19 protein-coding genes are annotated in these 21,274 nt (G+C 59.1%); 9 read left to right on the forward strand and 10 right to left on the reverse strand.

Annotated elements, in window-relative coordinates; genetic code table 11:
• Positions 1-29: 29 nt before the first annotated feature.
• From G6M89_RS10820 to G6M89_RS10830, 3 genes are all read left to right on the forward strand, one after another.
• Positions 30-1,181, forward strand: coding sequence for an MFS transporter (locus G6M89_RS10820; protein WP_165161791.1), 1,152 nt, complete (start codon positions 30-32; stop codon positions 1,179-1,181).
• A gap of 111 nt (positions 1,182-1,292) precedes the next feature.
• Positions 1,293-3,065 carry a cation:proton antiporter gene (locus G6M89_RS10825; RefSeq protein ID WP_165161792.1) on the forward strand — a complete coding sequence of 591 codons (1,773 nt, stop codon included), beginning with the start codon at positions 1,293-1,295 and terminating at the stop codon, positions 3,063-3,065.
• A complete protein-coding gene (locus G6M89_RS10830; protein ID WP_165161793.1) occupies positions 3,058-4,758 on the forward strand; it encodes a cation:proton antiporter in 1,701 nt (566 codons plus the stop codon). Before G6M89_RS10825 ends, G6M89_RS10830 begins: the two co-directional genes overlap by 8 nt.
• Positions 4,759-4,796: 38 nt before the next feature.
• On the opposite strand, the gene G6M89_RS10835 is transcribed toward G6M89_RS10830, so the two are convergent.
• The 3 genes from G6M89_RS10835 to G6M89_RS10845 are packed head-to-tail and all read right to left on the reverse strand — an operon-like array spanning position 4,797 to position 8,496.
• Complete coding sequence (locus G6M89_RS10835) at positions 4,797-4,991, reverse strand: hypothetical protein (protein WP_165161794.1); 195 nt, start codon at positions 4,989-4,991, stop codon at positions 4,797-4,799.
• Positions 4,992-5,030: 39 nt separating this feature from the next.
• Positions 5,031-6,737 carry a cation:proton antiporter gene (locus G6M89_RS10840; protein ID WP_165161795.1) on the reverse strand — a complete coding sequence of 569 codons (1,707 nt, stop codon included), beginning with the start codon at positions 6,735-6,737 and terminating at the stop codon, positions 5,031-5,033.
• The gene (locus tag G6M89_RS10845) at positions 6,730-8,496 is read right to left on the reverse strand and encodes a cation:proton antiporter (protein WP_165161796.1); all 1,767 of its coding nucleotides are present in this window, start codon (positions 8,494-8,496) and stop codon (positions 6,730-6,732) included. The genes G6M89_RS10840 and G6M89_RS10845 overlap by 8 nt, the downstream gene beginning before the upstream one ends.
• A gap of 151 nt (positions 8,497-8,647) precedes the next feature.
• Here G6M89_RS10845 and G6M89_RS10850 point away from each other — a divergent pair, with 151 nt between their 5' ends.
• Both G6M89_RS10850 and G6M89_RS10855 read left to right on the forward strand, forming a co-directional pair.
• The gene (locus G6M89_RS10850; protein WP_165161797.1) at positions 8,648-9,307 is read left to right on the forward strand and encodes an HAD family hydrolase; all 660 of its coding nucleotides are present in this window, start codon (positions 8,648-8,650) and stop codon (positions 9,305-9,307) included.
• A 93-nt stretch (positions 9,308-9,400) separates the two neighbouring features.
• Positions 9,401-10,276: a hypothetical protein gene (locus G6M89_RS10855; RefSeq protein WP_165161798.1), complete on the forward strand. Its 876-nt coding sequence runs from the start codon at positions 9,401-9,403 to the stop codon at positions 10,274-10,276.
• A gap of 71 nt (positions 10,277-10,347) precedes the next feature.
• Here the strand turns inward: G6M89_RS10855 and G6M89_RS10860 are convergent, their stop codons facing one another.
• A complete protein-coding gene (locus G6M89_RS10860; RefSeq protein WP_165161799.1) occupies positions 10,348-11,469 on the reverse strand; it encodes a pyridoxal phosphate-dependent aminotransferase in 1,122 nt (373 codons plus the stop codon).
• A 146-nt stretch (positions 11,470-11,615) separates the two neighbouring features.
• On the opposite strand from G6M89_RS10860, the gene G6M89_RS10865 reads away from it, so the two are divergent.
• On the forward strand, positions 11,616-12,269 hold the full coding sequence (locus G6M89_RS10865; protein WP_165161800.1) for a DUF6517 family protein: 654 nt from the start codon (positions 11,616-11,618) through the stop codon (positions 12,267-12,269).
• Positions 12,270-12,388: 119 nt separating this feature from the next.
• Positions 12,389-12,754 (forward strand): hypothetical protein, encoded by a 366-nt coding sequence (locus G6M89_RS10870; RefSeq protein ID WP_165161801.1) that lies wholly within the window; start codon positions 12,389-12,391, stop codon positions 12,752-12,754.
• A 30-nt stretch (positions 12,755-12,784) separates the two neighbouring features.
• On the opposite strand, the gene G6M89_RS10875 is transcribed toward G6M89_RS10870, so the two are convergent.
• Together G6M89_RS10875 and G6M89_RS10880 are read right to left on the reverse strand one after the other, a co-directional pair.
• Positions 12,785-13,648: a 2-oxoacid:ferredoxin oxidoreductase subunit beta gene (locus G6M89_RS10875; RefSeq protein ID WP_165161802.1), complete on the reverse strand. Its 864-nt coding sequence runs from the start codon at positions 13,646-13,648 to the stop codon at positions 12,785-12,787.
• On the reverse strand, positions 13,648-15,402 hold the full coding sequence (locus G6M89_RS10880; RefSeq protein ID WP_165161803.1) for a 2-oxoacid:acceptor oxidoreductase subunit alpha: 1,755 nt from the start codon (positions 15,400-15,402) through the stop codon (positions 13,648-13,650). Before G6M89_RS10880 ends, G6M89_RS10875 begins: the two co-directional genes overlap by 1 nt.
• A gap of 159 nt (positions 15,403-15,561) precedes the next feature.
• Between G6M89_RS10880 and G6M89_RS10885 the strand changes: the two genes are divergently transcribed.
• Positions 15,562-16,233, forward strand: coding sequence for an FAD-dependent oxidoreductase (locus G6M89_RS10885; protein WP_165161804.1), 672 nt, complete (start codon positions 15,562-15,564; stop codon positions 16,231-16,233).
• Positions 16,234-16,311: 78 nt separating this feature from the next.
• Entirely contained in the window at positions 16,312-16,716 is a 405-nt protein-coding gene (locus G6M89_RS10890; RefSeq protein ID WP_165161805.1) for a hypothetical protein, read from the forward strand.
• 432 nt (positions 16,717-17,148) lie between these two features.
• Here the strand turns inward: G6M89_RS10890 and mce are convergent, their stop codons facing one another.
• The 4 genes from mce to G6M89_RS10910 form a co-directional block, all read right to left on the reverse strand.
• Complete coding sequence (gene mce / locus G6M89_RS10895) at positions 17,149-17,538, reverse strand: methylmalonyl-CoA epimerase (protein WP_165161806.1); 390 nt, start codon at positions 17,536-17,538, stop codon at positions 17,149-17,151.
• Positions 17,539-17,601: 63 nt separating this feature from the next.
• A complete protein-coding gene (locus G6M89_RS10900; protein WP_165161807.1) occupies positions 17,602-18,504 on the reverse strand; it encodes a DUF6159 family protein in 903 nt (300 codons plus the stop codon).
• Positions 18,505-18,649: 145 nt separating this feature from the next.
• Complete coding sequence (locus G6M89_RS10905; protein ID WP_165161808.1) at positions 18,650-19,489, reverse strand: aldo/keto reductase; 840 nt, start codon at positions 19,487-19,489, stop codon at positions 18,650-18,652.
• Between the two features lie 88 nt (positions 19,490-19,577).
• A complete protein-coding gene (locus G6M89_RS10910) occupies positions 19,578-21,260 on the reverse strand; it encodes a methylmalonyl-CoA mutase (RefSeq protein ID WP_165161809.1) in 1,683 nt (560 codons plus the stop codon).
• Positions 21,261-21,274: the final 14 nt, after the last annotated feature.

The raw sequence follows: 21,274 nt of genomic DNA on the forward strand, positions 1-21,274 counted from the left end.
GTCGTTCGGAAGATCTTCGATCTTCCGTGATGACGAGACGCCGTAGGCGTCTCGAACCACTTGACCCCGAGGCAGTTCACCCGGTCGTGCTTTCGTACCTGCAGACCGACTACGGGCTGAGTCTGACAGTCGCTGGCTTGCTCGTGACTGTGCTCTGGCTGTTCGGCTCGCTCGGGCAACTCCCCGGTGGTATCCTTGCCGATCGGTACAACGAGCGGACGCTCATGGGGCTGAGCGCACTTGGTGTCGGGATTGCACTCGGCATCGTCGTCAGTTCATCGACGGCGATCATCCTGTTCGGTGCAACCGCGCTCTGGGGACTGGCCCACTCGCTGTACCCGATCGCCCGAATTACGTTCCTCTCGAGGCAGTACGAGGACCGTCTTGGGAGCGCACTCGGTGTCACGATGGCGACGGGCGATATTGGCCAGACGGTGTTGCCCCCGATTGCGACCGTCATTGCCGCAGGAGTTGCCTGGCAGGCGGGGCTGGGATTCGTCGCGCCGCTGTTGCTTCTGGCCGGTCTTGGCATTTTCATCGCTGTGCCGGCGCTGCAAGATCACTCTGCGGACGGATCTGACGAAGTCGATGAGACGACATCGCTCCGGGAGACACTTGGCGTGTTTCGTGAACTTCGAAATCCGGAGATGGCCGTCATGTCGCTCATCCTGTTTCTCTACATATTTATCTGGCAATCATTTACGGCGTTTTATCCGACGTATCTGACGAGCGTAAAAGAGATCGATCCGGCGGTCGCGAGCCTGCTCTTTGGCTTTTTCTTCGCGGTCGGTGTCGTCGTCAAACCCGTCGGTGGCGCGGCGTACGACCGCATCGGCATGCGTGGCTCGCTCGTCGGTGTCTTGCTCCCACCAGTCGCCGGCTTCCTACTGTTGCCGATGGTCGACCAGCTGTGGGCGCTTGTCGTCATCACCGCCCTGATCAGCACGATGCTTGGCTCCGGTGCGATCACACAGTCGTATCTGGCAGACTCCTTCTCGGACGCAATGCAGGGAACCGGCCTCGGCGTAATTCGGACAACGACGGCAACGCTCGGTGCCGGCGGGCCACTCTTCTTCGGGATTGTCGCCGACTACGGCTTCTTTAATGAGGGATACATCGCGCTGGCCGTAATCATGGCCGCAATAATCGTGCTTACGCTCCGGATGCCACAGTCACCGTAACACACGAGTGGGTTTCACACCCAGACATCTCGGAGACGGCGCAACGACTCGAGTTCCGAGAAGCCAACGTATAAACGCGAGATGGGGTAAACAAGAGCACATACATCGCCGATGAGTGAAATTGCTCTCGCGGCCGACTTTGCGATTATCGTCGTTGTTGCGACTGTAATCGGTCTACTCGCCCGTCAGACAGGGCAACCGACGATCATCGCCTACATTCTGACTGGCATTCTCCTCGGCCCGGTTGCGTTAGACATCGTGACCAACGAAGGACTCGTCGAGTTGATGGGCGATCTTGGTTTTGCGTTCTTGCTGTTCTTGCTTGGGCTGAAGATGCGTTTCGAGGATATTCGCGAAATCCTTCCGTCTGTTACGAACATTGCGTTCGGACAGACGGTGATGCAGACTGCGCTTGCGTTTCTGGTTGCGCTGGCGCTTGGCTTCGATACCAATGAAATCCTCGTTATCTCGCTTGCAACTGTCTTCGGCGCGACGCCAATCATCGTCAAGATTCTCACCGACAAAGACGAGATCACCAGCCTGCCGGGCAAAATCGATGTCGGCGTCCTCATCGTTCAGGATATCTACCTCGTCGTCGTCCTTGCGCTGTTTACGGCCGACGATCTCGGGAACGCAAGCGAGATCGCCTCGACACTCGCCGTGATCCTCGTCATGATGTCCTTTATCGGCATCTTCTCGCTGCTTTCCTCTCGATACATCTTGCCACAGCTCTTCCGACGGATCGCAGACAACAAAGACGTCTTCCTCATCGTCGCCATTGCGTGGGCATTTCTGTTCGTCGCCATTGCCGAAGGATCCGACCTCGATCCGAAAGTCGGTGCGTTCCTCGCCGGTATCAGCCTCGCCCAACTCCCCTACAGCAAGGAACTCGAGGATCGGATCACCCCGATTACCGACTTCTTCATCCTCGTCTTCTTCGCCACCATCGGCCTCCAAATCGACGGTCTCTCGAGTCTGCTTGCCTACTGGTGGCAAGCAATCGTCGCTTCGATCATCCTCATGGTCGGGAACTTCTGGATCATGTTCTATCTGATCGACCGCGAAGGGTTCGCCGTCGAGACCTCCTTCCTCGGCTCGATCAATATGGTGCAGGTCAGTGAGTTCTCACTGATTGTCGGTGCACTCGCGATTGACCAGGGGCTCATTGACTCGGACATACTCGGCTATCTGAGCCTAATGGCGTTGCTCACGATGGGTATTTCGACGTACATTATCGCGTACAATCACGCTATCTACGAGCGCCTCGAGCCGTGGTTCCGGCGGTTCGAATCCGGTGACGAGAAAGATGCGGATATCAGCAGGTACGAAAATCATGCAGTCGCCATCGGCTACGATGAAATCACCGAGCGTGCGCTCCCGCTTCTCGAGGAACATTTCGAGGAGGTGGTGATCATCGATAGACAAACCGATCATATCGAAGAACTCGAAGAGGAGGGCCGGTACGAGTATGTCTTTGGCGATTTCAGACACACCGAAGTACGGAAGGAATCGAACCTCAAAGGCGCGGAGTTCGTGTTGAGTTCGAGTGTCGAACGTGAGGTCAACGAGGCGCTGTTGGCAGAGGTTAACGAGGATGCGACAGTGTTCGTTGAAGCCGAGCGAATTGACGACGCACGTGCACTGTACGACCGCGGAGCGACCTACGTCATCATGACATCCCATCTCGCCGCCGAAAAGCTCAGCGAGTACGTTGAGTTGTACGTCACCGACCAGACGTCGTTCGACGAGGCAATCAGCCGTGATATCGACGCGATTGAAGCACGACAACACCGAGCAGTCAGACGATTCGGCGACGACGCCGAAGATGACACCGAAACACTCGAGGACGGCGATCAGCGCCAGGGAGGTGAGTCCGATGGCTGAGGAACTCGTCATTACGCTGGCGGTCGTTTTCGTTGCCGCTGGCGTGCTCTCGCTGATCGCCAATCACTTCGGCCTCTCGCCGATTCCGTTTTACATCATCGCCGGATTGATCGCCGGCAGTTTCGAGTCCGTAACGCAATCTGAGATTATCGTCCTCGCACAATGGGGAATCGCGTTCCTCGTGTTCGTCTTTGCGATTCGTATCGATTTCGGAGATCTCGAGTCAGTACTCCGAGATGCGGAAGTCGCAGCACTGACACAGCTGATTATCGTCGCGCCGATTGCGTTTGGCGTTGGCTATCTGTTTGGCGAACTGTTTGGCTTCGAATACCAGCTTCGAAACGCGGCCTACTTCGCTGCGGCTGTCGTTCTGAGTTCGTCACTCGTCGGCGGCGTCTTGCTTGGCTCTGAAATTCGGGCGAACCTCGTTCACGGTCGACTCGCGTCGTCGATTCACTTTTTCGACGATCTGGTCGCGATTGCGCTCCTGTTGATCCTCAGTACGGAAGTCGTCACAGCGGACGGCATCGCTGCACAGATCGGCTACGGCGTGTTGTTCGTCATCGCAGGACTGGTGATTTACCGCCATGGCTTCCCGCTCCTCGTTCGACTCGCTGACGGTGATGGCGAACTCGTACTCGTCGGCAGCATCTCGATTCTCATCGCGTTCATCGCTGCCGCAGAGTACGTCGGTCTCTCGCTCGTCGTCGGCGCGTTCGCCGCCGGCATCGCAATCCGCAGCGACGGGACGCAGGCTCTCGAGGTACAAAACGGAATCAGTTCGATCACCGATTTCTTCGTCGCAATCTTCTTCGTCACTGTCGGTGCGCTCGTCGCGATTCCATCACTCGAGGTCCTCGTCATTGCGGGTGCGATTACGCTGCTCGTACTGGTTGTGAACCCCATCGTCCACATTGCCTCGTTCATCTATGAGGGATACGACGCTCGAACGGCGTTTCTGGCAGGCTCGAGCCTCAATCAGGTCAGTGAGTTCGCACTCATCATCGCGATTCAGGCGCTGTTGATGCAAACGATAGCCGAACCGTTGTTCGACGCGATTATCCTCGCTGCCGCCGCAACGATGGTGCTGACGTTCCTCGGTCGACGAACCGAAGACGCTGTCTACCGGACTGTCGTCGCGCGGCTGTTTCGCAGCCAGCGAACACGGAAAGTCGACGACCGAAGCAGCGTCGGTGACCTCGACGATCACATCATTATCGTCGGCTACGGTCGGATTGGCCGCCAACTCGTCGAAACGCTTGAGACACTCGACCAACCCTACGTCGTCATCGAAAACGATCCTGTTCTCTGGGACGAACTCGATACCTCCTGTCAACACTACGTCCTCGGCGATGCGCTATCTGACTATCCCTGGGAGAAAGCTCGGGTCGAAAACGCCGCGCTCGTCTGCTCGACCGTGGATCATCAGGGCGTCTCGGAAACAATCCTCGAGCGCGGGATTGACGCCGATATTGTCCTTCGAGCGGAGTCAACCGGCGATGCAGAATCGTACCTTGAGGCGGGCGCAACGCACGTTGCTGTGCCGGACGTCCTCGCTGGCGAGCAACTCGTTTCGACCGTCGAGGCGCTGGCTGCCGGCGAGACGAATCCTGAAACGCTCGAGCAAGAGCACATGGAATACTTCCGAACGCTCGAACAGGACGGGTTTGCAAGTCGTGACGAACGGCTCTAAACACGTATCTGTCTCAACAGATGGTGTGAAACCAGACCTCAAACTGGACCATTGAAGAATTCGTGGACGACAAACACGAGGGCAAGTCCAACGACAAATAAGGGGGCTGCAACGAGTGCCTCGAGCTCGATGGCATCTGCAAGTCCAAGTGCGGCAACGACCAGCAGTCCAACACCAACGGTGTAGACGGCGAGATTTCGACCAATCCGAAGCACTTGCCCGAGTTCAAACACAGCGATTTCTTCGCACAGACAGACCAAAGGCTTGCTGATTCACTGTAAATGTGGCTGCATCGAATCAGCTTGTAATTGCAGATCCTGCTGGCGTGCTGCTCGAAGTTGTTCGGCAGTCAAGTCACCCTCGAGTAAGTCTTCAACGTGTTCGACGAGTTGCTGGCCGGCGAGAAGTTCGGGGAGGGCAACGTACAGCGCACCTGCCTCGAGCAACTCGAGTGCGGTTTGCTGCTCACGCGCACGGACGATACAATCCGCGCGGAAGTCATAGGAGAGGATCCGTCTCGAGACGGAATCAGACTCAATCGTCGAGAAAACCAGCCGTGCTTGCTCGACGTTTGCTTTCTCCCAGGTGTACTGTTCCATCGCGTCGCCAACGACGAGTGCGTTGCACTCCTCACGAACGGTTTCACGGCGAGCCGGATCGTTTTCGATGACGACGTAGGGCTGATCGAGATCTTCACAGGTTTCGACCAGTCGCTTCCCCTGTCGCCCGTAGCCGACGATGACGACGTGATCGGAGAGGTCCACTGGCACGTCACTCCAGGCATCAATCTTGCCGTGTGCACGTGGGAGGAGTCCGCGTGCGACTACCCAGCGATACAGCTGCTCGTCGTACCGCTGGCTGAGGCTCGAGGTGATCATCGTAATGGCTGCAGCGAGGATGATCGCGTCAAACACCGTCTGAGAGATTGCGCCTATCAGTAGTGCCTGAATCGCGATGATGAGCGCGAACTCACTGACCTGATCGACGCTGAGGGCAGTCAACGTTGCCGTGCGTCGTTCGTAGCCCTTCGCCAGCAAGATCGCCGTCGTTAGCGCTGGTTTTACGACGACTGTAAGCACAACGAGAGCGCCAGCAAGCACCACCTTCTCGATGGACTCGGCTTGGCCCGTCTCGAGGAACGGGAACGTGATGAGCGCGCCGATTGTCACGAAGAAGATCGCGACAAAGAAGTCCCTGATCGACTCGAGGCCGTTGAACAGACCGAGATACTCGATTGGATCGTGTCGAACTGCGAGTCCAGCAGCGAATGCACCGACGACGATCGAGATGCCAGCGTACTCAGCAGCCCCAATAAATGCCGCGAGCAAGGAGACGACGCCCAGAATCATGAGTTCGTCCGACTCTCCAGCAAGCCGACCAATGAGATCGAACAGGTACCGATTGACGAGGTACGCGAGGGCGATCAAGGCCAGACCGTAGCCGATAGCGGCCGCAACTGGGCCGACCTCGAGCGTTCCCGTCCCCAGGATGAGCACGAAGACAATTGCGAGCAGGTCTTGAACGAACTGGATCGTACTCGCCAGTCGACCACGGATTAGCCGCAGGTCGATCTCAGTCTGGAGCAGTGCTCGGCCGACGATTGTCGAGGAGAGTGCGGCCGCAATCCCCAGATAGATCGCTTCAGTGGGGGCAACGCCGAGGACGATGCTGATCCCGACACCGAGCGAGCCAACGACGAAAATCTGGCCAAGCGCCGCGATTTCGCTGTCGCCAAGCACCGACCGAACGGCAGTGAAATCGATTCCAACACCAAACGAGAACACGAGCAACGCAATCCCGTACTGGGCAATCTCGAGGGTGAGTTGCTCGTCAAGCCCAAAGCCTTCCATCGCAAAGCCGGCAATGACGCCTGCGAGGATGAAAAACGGCACCGTTGGTAGATCGTACCGGTTTGCTACCAGCAAGAGCGGCCCGGTGATGATGAACATGATCGAGACGGCAGTGAGTAACTCACTCATTGAGACCACCTCCGACGCCACCGTCAGGTTCTGGGAACGGCTCATCACTGCTCAGCAACTCAATATCCGATTCGAGCGTTTGCTCGAGGTGGTCTTCAACGCGACCAGCCTCGAGATACGTGTGCAGGTACGCAGCAAGTCTGTCGGCGGCAAGATATGGGGTCATCAGTACACAGTGGACGCCGCTCTCGTAGAGGGTACGTGCGTCTTCGATTCGATCCGCTTCAACGAGAACTGTCGCGTCCTCGCTGACCGACTCGAGCAATACCGAGTTGACCGCCGGATCGACCGACGATGAGAGGACGAAATCAGCCCGTTTCGCGGCGACATCCTTTCGGATCGTTGCATTTCGGAAGTCACCGTAGACGGCGTTGTACCCCTCTTCTTTGAGTGTTTCGACGTGTTCGACGGTTCGGTCAACGACGACTACATCCTCGTAGTGATCTGCGAGCAACGGAAGGACATTTCGCGTTACGTCGTCGTAACCGATGACGACTGCATGGTCGCGGTACTCCTGTTTATCGCCCTCAAATGCACCCTCGCCGGTGAAGCGCGTGATCGTCGACTCGAATCGCTCGAACAGCGTATGGCTAAACTCGATGAAGTACACCGAGACGGCCATCGTGAAGATGGCAAGCAGCGTCATGAAGCCAAGCACTTCCGCCTCGATGAACCCACCTGTCACTGCGACAGCGGTGACGATAATCCCGAATTCGCTGACTTGAATCATGTTGAGGCTGCCGAGGAACGTCGTCTCGGATCCGAAGCCCTGCCAGTCGAGCAGGTAGAAGAAGATCACGAACTTTACTGGCATCAACACCAGCGCAGCGATGATCGCTTCCTGGGTGTAGGCAAACAGTTGCGCCGCCTCGAGGTCGAGCGCAACGGAGACAAAAAAGACCATGACGAACAGGTCAGTCAGTGGATTAACCCGGTCCTGTAACTCCTTGCTGTAGGGCAGTTGGGCGATGGCGACGCCAGCCATGAACGCCCCCATCTCAATCGAGAGGTAGGCTTCGATGCCAAACGGCTCGAGAAAGAGGTTGATGTTGTCAGAGACGAAGACGAACAGAAACGCCCACGCAATGGCGACGAGGAAGAAGATTTCCTTGTTGTCTGCAATCCGGCGGAAGACAACCGGGAGGAGTGTTCGGGAAGCAACAAGCGCCGCGACTGTCACAAGTGCAACGAGCACGAGGACAACGGCGAGCGTGGTTGCGACCTCTGTAAGGCTATCCGGTTGACCGGCCGCAAGCACGGCCAGAATAATAACGACGACGACGTCTTGGACGAGCAGGATGCCAACATCGATTTTGCCGTGTAACGAGGTCGCTTCGTCCTTGTCGTTTAGCATCTTGATGACGACCGCCGTCGAACTATACATCACTGCAAGACCGATGAGAAACGCCTCGAGCAGACCGAACGGGGGTAACGCATACGCGATTCCCGCACCCGCGAGAAAGACAAGCGCCATCTGTGGAAGCGCGATTTTGACGATTGGCGAGAGGACGTGTTGAATCTCCTCGAGGCGCATCTTGATCCCGAGTAAGAACAGCAAGAATGCGAGACCAAGTTCCGAGAGCAGTTCGGTCAGTTCGCTAACCTCAACGATCCCGAGCGCTGCTGGCCCGATCACGACGCCGGCGAGAATGTACGCGATGATCGTTGGCTGGCCAGTCTGTTTGGCGAGAAATCCAGCAAATGTCGCACAAAACAAAATAACAGCGAGATCAACAGTAAGCGCTGTTTCGGTAACCATCTGCGCGATGCTTCCTAGTCGACTGAATTAACGGTGTCGAACCTGGCATCCATACGTCGTGGTATCGTCAGAACACACCCACGCGACACCAATAAGAATCGGTGCAGCCAGAAGGGATAGTTTCAACCCCCTCGAGTCCGCCTTGACTGCTATGACACAGGCGGTCGTCTTCGACCTCGATTATACCCTTGCGGTGCCGACGCGGGACCGCGAAACGCTGTTACAGGAGGCCGTCGACGCCGCCGACGCACCCGCGCTCACGCGCGAGGACTATCTCGAGGCCCACGGAAACCACCTCACCCAGCGTTCGCGCGAGCCGATTTTCACCGACTTGCTCGCTGAGCACGAAACGGAGGCTGACCCGGCCGCCGTTGCCACAGCCTACCGCGAGGCAATCGCAGACGCACTCGAGGCGCTGCCGGGCGTCGAATCCATGCTCGAGGACCTCAAAGCCGACTACCGCGTTGGGCTGTTGACCAACGGCCCCGTCCGCGCACAGCGAGACAAACTCGAGACGCTCGACTGGGACAACCGATTTGACGCCGCACTCGTCACCGGCGAACTCGAGGCTGGTAAACCCGATCCGCGTGCGTTCGAGGCGATTGCAACCGAACTGGACGTCGAACCAGCGGAAACGGTCTACGTCGGCGACGACGTCGACGCCGACGTCTACGGCGCGACCAACGCCGGAATGGCGGTCATACAGGTCCTGCTCGAGGACGGCCCCGAGCCCGATTCGCGGGCTGTGGCCCACGTCGAACAGGCAGAGATTGCGACAGCGCTGCCGGACATTCTTGCTGACCTCGAGTGACCGAGCGGGGCTGCAACGACTCCTCGAGGCGGAGCCTGGCTGCAGTTGTACCTGACGACTAACAAAGCCGACTGCGGTTGAGAGTCGGGTATAATGTCTGCTGGAGAGCCGCCCGAGAAGCGACCGGAATCGGAGGCCGCACCTGATCCGGATGCAGACCCAGATCCACGCGCGAACACGGGAAACAGTGCAGATCCTGGCCCGTCTGGCGTTCAGGTGCTCGGGCTGGTCGTGCTTATCGCGGCTGCGATGCTCGCGATGACATGGCTCTTGACACCGGAGATGATCCCCGGTGGCAGTGCCGGTCCCGGCGAAGACAACGATGAGGAGTCGACGGCGCTCGAGGAACTTGGGGACGACGTTGCAGCCGAGGCAAACGAGAGTGACAGCGAGAGCGATGACGATGATGATGATAACGAGGACGAATCCGACGATGAGGGTGATGGCGACGATGACGCTGAATCGGATGACGAAAGTGATGGTGATGACGACGCCGAACTCGAGGATGAACTCGAGAGCGATGATGACGGCGGAGTAGGCGACGAGAGCGACGACGGTGAATCAGACGATGAAAGTGAGAGCGATGATGACGACACTGAATTTGACGATGAGAGTGAGGGCGATGATGACGCCGAATTAGATGATGAGAGCGACGATGACGGTGAATCAGACGACGAAAGTGATGGCGATGACGACTCTGCGTCACCAGTTGACGATTTTGGCTCGCCATTCGATGATGACTCACCAGCGGATGATGCCGGCTCGCCGTTCGATGACGACTCGCCAGCGGATGATGCCGGACCACCGGATGACGCAGGGCCACCGGACGATGTGCCGGCGTCAGATGACGCGGGACCACCGGACGATGCTGGACCAGCCGATGACGCTGGCCCGCCAGACGATATTCCGGGATTAGATGATGATGGCGACGATGGCGATTCCGTCGATATTGATATCGATATCGGGTAGTGAACGCCTCACTCCAAAATACGACTGCCTCGAGTCACAATCTACCCCGTCGAAGACGGACAAGACCGTGATCAGCGAAGCGCTGCCGTCGCGTCGGCCATAATCTCGAGTGCTTCCTTCAACTCCTCCATGCCAGTCGCATACGAGAGTCGGGCATAGCCCGCGCCGTTCGCGCCGAAGGCATCGCCGGGGACGACAACCACGCCACGGTCGATTACCTCATCACACCAGCCCTCAGGCACCTTCGGCATCGCGTAGAACGCACCCGAGGGCGTCGGCACCTCGAGGCCGGCATCCTCGAGGCCGTCGACGACGACATCGCGGCGGTCTTCGAACGCGGCGACCATCTCCGCGACAGGGTCTTGCGGTCCAGTGAGGGCGGCCTCGGCGGCGTACTGGGCGGGGGCGGACGCACAGGCCTGACCGTACTGGTGGACCCGAAGCATGCGCTCGATACGTCGATTCGAGCCGGTGACCCAGCCAAGTCGCCAGCCAGTCATCGAGTATGTCTTCGAGCAGGCGCTGACGACGACGACGTTGTCCGAGTCGGCGAACTCGAGCGGCGAGCGATGGGTTCCCTCGAAGACGATTTTCTCGTAGACTTCGTCGGAGACACAGAGTACGTCGTGTTCGTCGGCAATGCGCGCGAACTCGCGCATGTCGGCTTCGCTCTGGACGGCTCCAGTCGGGTTGGCGGGGCTGTTAACGATGAAGACGGCAGTATCGTCCGTGATCGCCTCCTCGACGGTGGCCGGATCGAGCGTGAGATCGTCACGAAGTCCGACTGGCTTCGGCGTCCCGTCGGCGAGTTTCGTCAGCGCGTCGTAGGAGACAAAGCCCGGATCGGGGAAGATGACCTCCTGTCCAGGGTCAACGTGGGCCTCGAGTGCGAGATGCAGGGCCTCACTGCCGCCCGAGGTAGCGATGATGTCGGCCGGATCGACCTCGAGGCCGTAGTCGCGATCGTACTTCGTTGCGATAGCTTCGCGCAGGGTTTCGGTGCCTTTGTTCGACGTGTAGGCGTCCGTCAGTCCGTTTTCGATAGCCTCGATTGCGCCGCGGCGGGCATGAGCCGGCGTCGGAAAGTCGGGTTGGCCGAGTCCGAGATTGATTGCGTCGTCACCGGCGGCTTCGAACACTTCACGAATGCCGCTGATCGACACCTGTTCGACCCGCTGGGAGAACTCTGTCATGCCTGTATGAGCGCAGTCGATCCCGATAACTCTTGATGGTTCTACGAGCCATACCGCCGACCGAATAGTCAGTCAGTACAGACACTCTTGTCTCCGAAATTGAGCAAGCCGCAACTAATATACGGGTCCTGTCGAACTATGGAGTGATGACGCTCTCTCGGCGGTCGCTCCTTGGTGCGGGGGCAACTGGGGCAATTGCACTGACAGCCGGCTGTCTCGACTTCGTGACAGGCGACGGGCCACTCGAGTTCGAAGCCAACCAGGCAGCTCCGAGCGCGGACGCGCTCGCAGACACCGGCTACGAAGAATCGGCAATCGAACACGAAGCGATCCACGAGGAAGTCGATGTTGGCATCGAGCGCGAAGTTCGCGCGTCGCTGTGGGCAAGCCTCTACACGAAAGAGCGCGAACTGCAGGGCCAGACGGAAGAAGCCGGCTTCTTTGGTGCAGTATCGATCCCTGGGATCGAAGTCCTCGGTCGCTCGTTTAATCCGCTCGCGGACCTGGATGGCGAGGAACTACTCGAGGAACTCATGTCACAACTCGACGACGGACAAGAGATTGAAAACATCGCTCACGAGGACTCTTTTGGCCTCGAAATCCTGGGCGACGGTCGCGAGGTCGATGTCTTCGGCGGCGAGGCCGAGTACGGCGGCGAAACACTCGAGGTCGAAATCATGCTCACTTCGTTTATACACGAAGATGACTTACTCGTCCTGCTCGGTACCTACCCTCGATTACTCGCTGAGGAGTCGGCAAACATCGAGCACCTCCTCGAATCAGTCGAGCACCCGGTCTGAGACTACGGACGAGCGCACAGCTAATCACTGGTGTTTACAGGTCCGGAATAATCCTGTCGATGGGTGATACCGATAGTGTTGGGTACCAGAATCATGGGCCTCGAGTACGTAGCACGTATATGACCGTCACGTGGCAGACCGAACGGTCGCCATCTGGCCCGGATGGACAGCCATCTGATGCCACGATGGAGTTCGACCGACACCCGCGGTACGTCCTCGAGTACGAACTCACACACGGCGTTGCCGACCACCGGCCCGAGCACGAAGCGTGGCTCCTCGAGTGGAGTACCACGTGTATTGGTGTCGACGGCATCGAAGCAATCGATATTCATCGTTCCGAAGCGTCACAACGCACGTCGTTCTCGATTCACCTCGATACCGAATTCGAGAACTGCCGGCCAGTTCCGAGTGACTTTCAGGTACTTCTCGAGGACCTCGAGCGGTGGGGAGGCGACCTGCTGGTGACGTGTATCGATCTGCGATAAGAAACTGCAAACAGCGCCGGAGGCGCTGTGTTAGTAGAACTCGCGGACGAGGTCCATCGCGTCCTCAGGCGCACCGTCTGGAATCTCGGACATGTCTTCGGTGACGCCGTGTTGTTCGTTGTACGGCACCGAGTTTTCGTCCTGATACATCACGCCCTGGTACTCCTTCTCGCTGTCGAGGATGACTTCCTTGGCGGCCTCGTAGTCGTTCGGGTCGTGGCCCTCTTCCTCGAGGTCGACGAGGTTGTCGCGGAAGTAGTCGTAGGTGTCGACGTCGTTGAACGTGACACACGGGCTGAAGACGTTGACGAAGCCAAAGCCGTCGTGTTCGATGGCTTCCTGAACGATCTCCTGATGGCGCAGGGCATCGGAGGCAAAGGACTGTGCGATGAAGGACGCGCCGGATGCCAGTGCGAGCGCGAGCGGATTGACTGGCGGCTGTTTTGGTCCTTCTGGGGTTGTCGAGGTCTCGAAGTCGGATCGCGACGTTGGCGAGGCCTGTCCTTTCGTCAGGCCGTAAATACGGTTGTCCATGACACAGTAGGTCATGTCGACGTTGCGGCGGACAGCGTGGACGAAGTGACCGGCACCGATGGAGTAGCCGTCACCGTCACCGCCAGCGACCATCACTTCGATGTCGGGGCGGGACATTTTGACACCCTGTCCGACCGGGAGCGCACGGCCGTGGACCCCGTGAAGGGCGTAGCTGTGCATGTAGGTCCCAATCTTCCCGGAACAGCCGATTCCGGCGACCACGAACGTGTTGTCGGGGTCGTTGCCGGTTTCGGCGAGGGCTTTCATCATGCCGTTCATCGTCCCGAAGTCACCGCAGCCGGGACACCACGTTGGTTGCTTGTCGGATTTGAAGTCTGTGAATCGAACGTCGGAGCTCATTATGCTGGCACCTCTGCGGAGAGTTTCTCGGTGATCTGTTCGGCGAGTTCGTCCGCCTTGAAGCGGACGCCGGTGTACTTGTTAATGCGCTTGACGCGGGTAAGGGCGTCGTGTTCGATCAGATCGGCGAACTGTCCCGTCGCGTTACACTCAACGACGATAACGTCCTCTGCCGACTCGATCTCATCGGTCAGATCCGGCCGTGGGAAGATGTACGGCACCGAAATGACGCGCAGGTCGATATCGTCTTCCTCGAGATAGTCGAGGGCTTCGACGAGTGCGCCCTCGTTCGATCCCCACGAGAGGACGAGGTTGTCCGAGTCTGGGTTCCCGAACTCGCGGTACTCCCAGCCTTCTTCTTCTTTCGCGGTCTCGACCTTGCGGTTGCGTTTGTCGACCTGCTGGACGCGCACGTCGGTCTCTTCGGTTCGGCGACCGAGTTCGTCGTGCTCGAGGCCAGTCGACATGTGTGCGCCGTCGGTTGTGCCGGGGATGGCACGCGGGCTGACGCCGTCCTCGGTGGCGGCGTGAGCGCGGAAGCGACCCTGTGAGTCGAGCCACTCGCCGACGGTGTCGTCGTCGACGAGTTTGCCGCGGTCGATCTCGACTGCGTCCATATCGAACGCTTCTGGCGGGAACGTCTGTTCGGTGACGGACATTGCCAGATCGGAGATCAGGAACACCGGCGTGTTGTACTTCTCGGCGAGGTTGAATGCCTCAATGGTTTTCCAGAAACACTCGGTGATCGTCGTCGGTGCGACGACGAATCGTGGCACCTCGCCGTGACCGGCGTACAGCGCCATGTTGAGATCGCCCTGTTCTTGCTTCGTTGGCATCCCGGTCGATGGACCGGATCGCTGGACGTCAGTAATGACAAGCGGGGTCTCACTGGTTGCGATCAGCCCGAACGTCTCGGTCATCAGGTCGATCCCGGCACCGGAGGTTGCCGTCATCGCTCGTGCGCCAGCGCGTGCACCGCCAAGCGCCATGTTGATCGCCGAGAGTTCGTCTTCGGCCTGGACAACGTGCCCGCCGTACTCTTCGATACGGCCCGTCAGGTACTCCATGATGGAGGTCGCGGGTGTGATTGGGTATCCCGCATAGAAGCGACAGCCAGCGGCGATCGCACCCATGCCAATCGCTTCGTTTCCGTTCAGGAGGACGTAGTCGTTGTCCGTCGTCTCGAGGCTGTAGCCGAGGTGATCCAGGTCGTAGTTCTCCTGGACGTACTCCTGGCCGAGTCGAGCGGCTTCCTTGTTGTTCTCGACGATTTTCGATCCCTTCCCACCGAAGCGTTTCTCGAGGGATTCATCGAGATACTCGACATCGAAGTCGGCGATTTCACATGCCGCACCGAGTGCGACGACGTTGCGCATGATTGCGCCGCCGGCTTCTTCGGCGAGCGATTTCAGTGGTACGTCAACGGCAGTGATCTCGTCGGGGATTTCGGCTTCCCACGAGCGCTCACCGTCGTAGATAATAGCGCTGCCCTCGTGGAGTTCGTCCAGATTCTCGTCGATTGTGCGCTGTGTCAGCGCAACGAGAATATCGAGTCGGTCGACGACACTCTGGACGTCATCGACAGCCGTGCGGATCTTGTAGGCTGTGTAGCCGCCACGGATACGTGACGCGAAGTCTTTCGACGTGAACACGTGTCGGCCAGCACGCGAAAGTGCCTGTGCGAAGATTTTCCCGGTCGAGTCGATGCCGTCTCCGGCTTCGCCTCCGACCGCCCAGTTGAGGTCCTCAGCCATGTTATGCCGGACCTTGCCCCCAGTAAATGAAAAGGCTTCTGAAACCCCTACCAGGTCACCTGCGTTGTGACACTGATGCGCACGTGCACAGACGAACGCATCCAGTTTTCGACAGCCAGAACGGAACGCCTTTTCGCGCAGCAACCGAAGCGCTTCGATATGGACGGAACTCCAGTCACCGTCGAATCGGTACGCGAAGTCGGCCCAGACACCGTTGCACTCGATCTCGAGACACCAGCCGAGTTCGATGCCGCGCCGGGGCAGTTCGTCTTGCTGCGTGCAGTTCCCGGCGAGGGCGCAGTCGACGATCCGGACGATGACGAGGTCGTCGAACGCCACTATACGCTTTCCTCGCCGTCCGTTGGCGACACCTTCGAGATCACCGTCGGTGTCGACCCCGAGGGCGATCTCTCACCGTGGCTCGCCGACCTCGAGGGCGGCGAAACCGTCCACATCGACGGCCCGTTCGGGACGATTACCTACGACGGCGACGAAGATGGAGACGTGGTCGCAATTGCAGGCGGACCAGGCGTTGGCCCTGCAATCGCCATCGCAGAGGCAGCCCACGACGGCGGTCACGACGCTGTCGTCATTTACCAGGATGACGCGCCCGCACACGAGGACCGACTCGAGGACCTCGCGAACGAGGGTGTCCCGGTCGAACTCGTCGCGGGCGACGACACTGCAGCGCTTACCGACGCGATTGAGACCCATCTCGAGGAGGGGCAGGTGTACGCATTCGGCTTCGACGCGTTCGTCACGACTGTCGCCGAGACGATTGAGGACGCTGGCGGCGACGCCGACGGTGCACACATCGAGAACTTCGGCTGATCGGCTCGAGCGTTCTTTCGTCGCAGCGTGATACTTGCAAGCACAGTGCCTACGCTCGCGCGGGACGAACCGCACCACATGGTGGATGACGATCTCGAACTCGAGCGTGATATCGGCCAGGCAACGATTGTCTACGACGAACCGGACGAAGGAACAGTCAGAAAGACGGTCCCCAACGAACACATCGCCTACTTTCAGGACCACTGGATAATCAAGACTGACGAGGACGAGGAGGGTCACGATATCGTTCGCCGGGTCCCTGCCCAGCGAGTGCACTACGTCGAACGCTCCGTCGAGCAGTTCGAAGAGGAAGTTGCCACGCTCGTCGATCAGGTCCAGTCGTTCGCGGCCGATCTACGGACGAAACTGCCAGTCGGCGGCGGAAACAGCGAGCAACAACGTGTGCCTGAGGATCCGCCCGAACCCCACCGCATCAACATCGAGGAAGGAAGTCTCGACGACGAGGACGAACCCCCCAGCTAACGCCCAGTAGCAGTAGGTTGTAGCGCGGTTTCAGAATCGGGGGCTAAACTGAATCGGGCGGTTCGGTCACTACGCGTGCGCACTTACCGGAGAAACAGGAGTAACAGAAGCGGCAATGGAAGGAGAAAGGCAAGCAAGATTATTCCAATAAAATACAGTATGTCTAAAGAGAAGAAAGGAATGAGCATCACTACAAGGATGCTAATCAAAAGCGCGATAATCAGATTGAGGCGGAAGACGACCGGGTTTTCGCTCATTGTTTCAAATTTATAACTTTTCACCAATATATGTGTTGTGAGTTGATTGCTTGGCCCGCATTGAGTGGTTACCACCCCCACAAATCGAGTCACATGCCGTGGAACATTCGTGCTCTATACTGAACGCGAGTTTCACGAACCACTCTGAATAAAGAATCCGTATTACCAACTACTGTCAGTGCTCGACGAACTCGAGCAACACCCCGCCCGTATCCGCCGGGTGGAGAAAGGCGACCGTGTGGCCCCACGCACCGGGACGTGGCTCCTCGTCGATCAGTCGAACATCACTCGCGCGCGCACGCTCGAGCGCGCCATCGATATCACCAGTCGCGACCGCGAGGTGGTGAATCCCCGCGCCGTGTGAGTCAAGATACTGCGCAATTGTTCCGTCCTCGAGTGGCTCGAGCAGTTCGAAATAGCCGTTTCCACAGTCCAGGAAGACGACGCGCATGCCGTCGAATGTCTCCTCGTGGGCGATCTCGAGGTCGAGCAGGTCCGTGTACAACTCTGCGAGCCCGACTGCGTCGTCGGTTGCGATGCCGGCGTGGTCGAACTGTGTGTTCATACTGTCCGTTCGCGGACAGCCCTCAAAAATCGCTGGGCGAGCCGGCTCTCGCCAGACGTGCAGTTAGTCCGCTCGAGGCGAGAGTTCTCGAGAGCCAGTCGACGCCGACTGTTCAGTGCGGCCGCCGAGCGTCTCGAAGTCGAAGTTGTCGAACTCCGAGGGAGCGGTGCCTTCGACGGCGTAGACGTACAGCGCGGTCTTTGCGACGCCCCAGATCGTCTGGCCGAGAACGTACGTCAGTGCGAGTGCGCCGCCGACGAGGACGACACCGAGGACGACTCCCGGTGCGGGGACGACCGAGGCGACGGCCAGCGAAATCGCGAGTGCGCCACCGACGAACACGAACCCGATGAGTGTCGTAATGAGCGTGATGCCGAAGCCGGCACCCAGGGTTTCGCCCCACGTCTCTTTGAACGTCGAGCCGCTGCGTGTGAACATCGACGTGACCGCGACGTCTTCGAAGACGATCACCGGCACGATGAAGAAGGTCATAATCGACCAGCCCACGGCGAACAACGCCCCGAGCAGCGAGGCGACCGGGTTGTCCGAGCCCTCGAGACTCTTGAGGATCACGCTAACTGTTGCAGCGATCACCGACCAGACCAGGATTGGACCGGTTCGGTCACTGACTGCGCTGAGACAGTCTCTCACTGACGGTTCGCGCCCGTGGAACGCTTCGTTCGTCCCATAGACCAGCGCAGCTGAACAGTACGTACTGACGAACGTCGTCAGCAGGTACAACACGAAGAGGACGACGTACTCGAGGCCACTTCCGAAGGCGTCAGCGATCAACAGTGGGCCAAAGAAGAGCACGAAAAAGAGCAGGCTCGAGGCACCTGCGAGTGCGGGAAGGATCAGGAGTCGTGGATGGTGTCGAATAACGTTGATACTGTCTTTGGTCAACGTCCAGCCGGTTTTGAGCCGACCGAAGAAGCCGATCTTCGTTCCGTTTGCGTTCGATAGCATGGGTGCTCTATGTGAGTGTCTTGTGTTAAAATATACGATGGGTTTCTGAGGAAGAAATTGGTGTGAGGATCTGGGACGACCTGTGCTCGAGTTGGCGCTCTGAACTGCCGAACTCGAGTGAGTCGCGCGTTACGTGAACCTCCCGTCAGCGAAGCCCCAACTTCGCAGCGAGGCGACTCCAGACGCCGTCGCCGACCGCGGTGACGGCCTCCATCTCCTCCTCTGAGAGTTCGAACTCAAATACGTCCGCATTGGCCTCGATATGTGCCCGGCTCGAGGCCTTCGGAATCGCGGCGACTGGTGGTTGTTGAAGCAGCCATCGGAGTGCGACCTGTGTCGCGGACTTGCCGTGAGCGTCACCGACCTCGGCGAGGCGGTCGTCACCCGCCACCGCACCCTCTGCGAGCGGACTGTACGCTGTCAGGCAAATATCGTGCTCGGCACAGAACTCGAGCAGGTCGTCTTGGTGATAGTACGGGTGATACTTCACCTGATTGGTGACGATGGGTGTTTCAGATAGCTCCGTCGCGTCCGCGAGTTGGGTCGCCGAGAAGTTGCTGACGCCGATGTGGTCGACCGCGCCGTCGGTCTGGAGGTCGTTCATCGCCGCGAGTGTTTCCTCGAGCGGTGCCTCCTCGCTCGGTGCGTGCAACAGGAGCAGGTCCACAGTCGACAGCCCGAGTCGCTCGAGGCTCTCGCGAGTCGACTCGAGCACGTCGTCGAAGGCGGCGTTGTCGGGATGGACCTTGGTGACGACGAAGACATCCTCGCGGTCGACGTCGCTTGCGGCGATGGCGTCGCCGACCGCCGCCTCGTTGTCGTACATCTGCGCCGTATCGATGTGGCGATACCCACACTCGAGAGCGGTTTCGACCGCGCGTTGACAGTCCTTGCCAGTCATGCGAGCCGTTCCGAAGCCGAGTTTCGGGATGACAGCGTCGCCAGCGGAGACGGTGGACGACGCTGCTGACGTCGGGTGCGTCATAGCCGGAGTATCACTGTCTCGCGTCTTCAAACCCGAGGCCCTGTTGCGTCGCGTCGGCCAGTATCAACGGATATCTCAGCGACTCGTCTCAGACCGCACTGCCGGGCTGATACTCGCCAAATTCGTCCCGCATCACGGTACAGATCTCACCGACCGTCGCGTACGCTTTCACGGCGTCGACGATGTACGGCAGCAGGTTGTCGTCGCCCCGTGTCGCCTCCCGCAGCGCCTCGAGTGTCGCCTCAACTGCCTCCGCATCGCGTTCGTCCCGCACCGACTCGAGGCGGTCGATCTGGCGTTGCTGGTCCTCGTCGGTGACTTCCTCGACATCCATCTCGGGGTCTTCGTCGACTTCGAACTCATTGACGCCGACGATGATGCGTTCTTTCTCCTCGATCTCTCGCTGGCGGTCGAAGGCCGTATCCTGAATCTGGCGCTGGACCCATTGCTGTTCGACCGCCTCGAGCATCCCACCCCGTTCGTCGACCGCCTCGAGAATGTCGTAGGCCTCCGCTTCGACGTCGTCCGTCAGCGATTCGACGTAGTAGCTGCCTGCGAGCGGGTCGATGGTGTCTGCCGCGCCGGACTCGTGTGCGAGGATCTGCTGGGTTCGCAGGGCGGTGCGGACGGACTCCTCGGTTGGGAGGGCAAGTGCCTCGTCTTTGCCGTTCGTGTGCAGACTCTGTGTCCCACCCAACACCGCGGCGAGCGCCTGGTAGGCGACGCGCACCACGTTGTTCTCGATCTGCTGGGCGGTGAGCATCGACCCCGCAGTCTGGGTGTGGAACTTGAGCTGTTTCGACTTGGGGTCATCCGGATCGAATCGCTCGGTCATGATGTCGTGCCACATCCGGCGTGCCGCGCGGAACTTCGCGACCTCCTCGAAGATGTTGTTGTGCCCGTTGAAGAAAAAGGAGAGTTGGGGTGCGAACTCGTCGACATCGAGTCCGGCGTCGATGGCGGCCTCGACGTACTCGATGCCGTTTCCGAGCGTAAAGGCCAGTTCCTGTGCGGCCGTCGAACCGGCTTCGCGGATGTGATAGCCCGAAATCGAGATGGTGTTGAACTTCGGTGTCTCTGCGGCACAGAACTCAAAGATATCTGTGATGATTCGCATCGACGGCTCCGGCGGGTAGATGTAGGTGTTGCGCGCGATGTACTCCTTTAACAGGTCGTTCTGGATCGTTCCGCGCAACTGCTCGCGGTCGACACCTTGCTGGTCGCCCACCGCAATGTACATCGCGAGCAACACCGATGCGGGCGCGTTGATCGTCATCGACGTCGAGACTTCGTCCAACGGAATGCCCTCGAAGACGGTCTCCATGTCCGCAAGTGAGTCGATTGCGACGCCGGCTTTCCCAATCTCGCCCGCTGCCATCGAGTCGTCCGAGTCGTAGCCCATCTGCGTCGGCAGGTCAAACGCCATCGAGAGTCCCGTCTGGCCCTCCTCGAGCAGATAGTGATACCGCTCGTTCGTATCCTCTGGCGTCGAAAAGCCCGCATACTGGCGCATCGTCCACAGCCGCCCGCGATACCCAGTTGAGTAGACCCCGCGCGTGTACGGCGGCTCACCGGGATAGCCGAGGTCGGCTTCGTACTCTGTCTCCGCAATATCTGCGGGCGTATAGAGTCGGTCGACCTCCTGTCCGCCCGTATCCGTCGTGAACGTCTCCTGGCGTTCGCCAAACCGCTCGAGGACCGGTCCGACTGTCTCCTCACGCCACTGCTCGCGGCCCTCGCGGATTGCCTCGAGGTCGTCATCATCGAACATACCCCTTCATAGGG

It is taken from the genome of Natronolimnobius sp. AArcel1, assembly GCF_011043775.1.
GTDB lineage: Archaea > Halobacteriota > Halobacteria > Halobacteriales > Natrialbaceae > Natronolimnobius.

Coding starts and splice junctions, on each gene's coding strand:
- G6M89_RS10870 (WP_165161801.1), top strand. CDS start 12,389: ATGACCGTCACGTGGCAGACCGAACGGTCGCCATCTGGCCCGGATGGA.
- G6M89_RS10875 (WP_165161802.1), bottom strand. CDS start 13,648: ATGAGCTCCGACGTTCGATTCACAGACTTCAAATCCGACAAGCAACCA.
- G6M89_RS10900 (WP_165161807.1), bottom strand. CDS start 18,504: ATGCTATCGAACGCAAACGGAACGAAGATCGGCTTCTTCGGTCGGCTC.
- G6M89_RS10885 (WP_165161804.1), top strand. CDS start 15,562: ATGGACGGAACTCCAGTCACCGTCGAATCGGTACGCGAAGTCGGCCCA.
- G6M89_RS10845 (WP_165161796.1), bottom strand. CDS start 8,496: ATGGTTACCGAAACAGCGCTTACTGTTGATCTCGCTGTTATTTTGTTT.
- G6M89_RS10820 (WP_165161791.1), top strand. CDS start 30: ATGACGAGACGCCGTAGGCGTCTCGAACCACTTGACCCCGAGGCAGTT.
- G6M89_RS10890 (WP_165161805.1), top strand. CDS start 16,312: ATGGTGGATGACGATCTCGAACTCGAGCGTGATATCGGCCAGGCAACG.
- G6M89_RS10840 (WP_165161795.1), bottom strand. CDS start 6,737: ATGAGTGAGTTACTCACTGCCGTCTCGATCATGTTCATCATCACCGGG.
- G6M89_RS10880 (WP_165161803.1), bottom strand. CDS start 15,402: ATGGCTGAGGACCTCAACTGGGCGGTCGGAGGCGAAGCCGGAGACGGC.
- mce (WP_165161806.1), bottom strand. CDS start 17,538: ATGAACACACAGTTCGACCACGCCGGCATCGCAACCGACGACGCAGTC.
- G6M89_RS10850 (WP_165161797.1), top strand. CDS start 8,648: ATGACACAGGCGGTCGTCTTCGACCTCGATTATACCCTTGCGGTGCCG.
- G6M89_RS10825 (WP_165161792.1), top strand. CDS start 1,293: ATGAGTGAAATTGCTCTCGCGGCCGACTTTGCGATTATCGTCGTTGTT.
- G6M89_RS10910 (WP_165161809.1), bottom strand. CDS start 21,260: ATGTTCGATGATGACGACCTCGAGGCAATCCGCGAGGGCCGCGAGCAG.
- G6M89_RS10905 (WP_165161808.1), bottom strand. CDS start 19,489: ATGACGCACCCGACGTCAGCAGCGTCGTCCACCGTCTCCGCTGGCGAC.
- G6M89_RS10830 (WP_165161793.1), top strand. CDS start 3,058: ATGGCTGAGGAACTCGTCATTACGCTGGCGGTCGTTTTCGTTGCCGCT.
- G6M89_RS10860 (WP_165161799.1), bottom strand. CDS start 11,469: ATGACAGAGTTCTCCCAGCGGGTCGAACAGGTGTCGATCAGCGGCATT.
- G6M89_RS10865 (WP_165161800.1), top strand. CDS start 11,616: ATGACGCTCTCTCGGCGGTCGCTCCTTGGTGCGGGGGCAACTGGGGCA.
- G6M89_RS10855 (WP_165161798.1), top strand. CDS start 9,401: ATGTCTGCTGGAGAGCCGCCCGAGAAGCGACCGGAATCGGAGGCCGCA.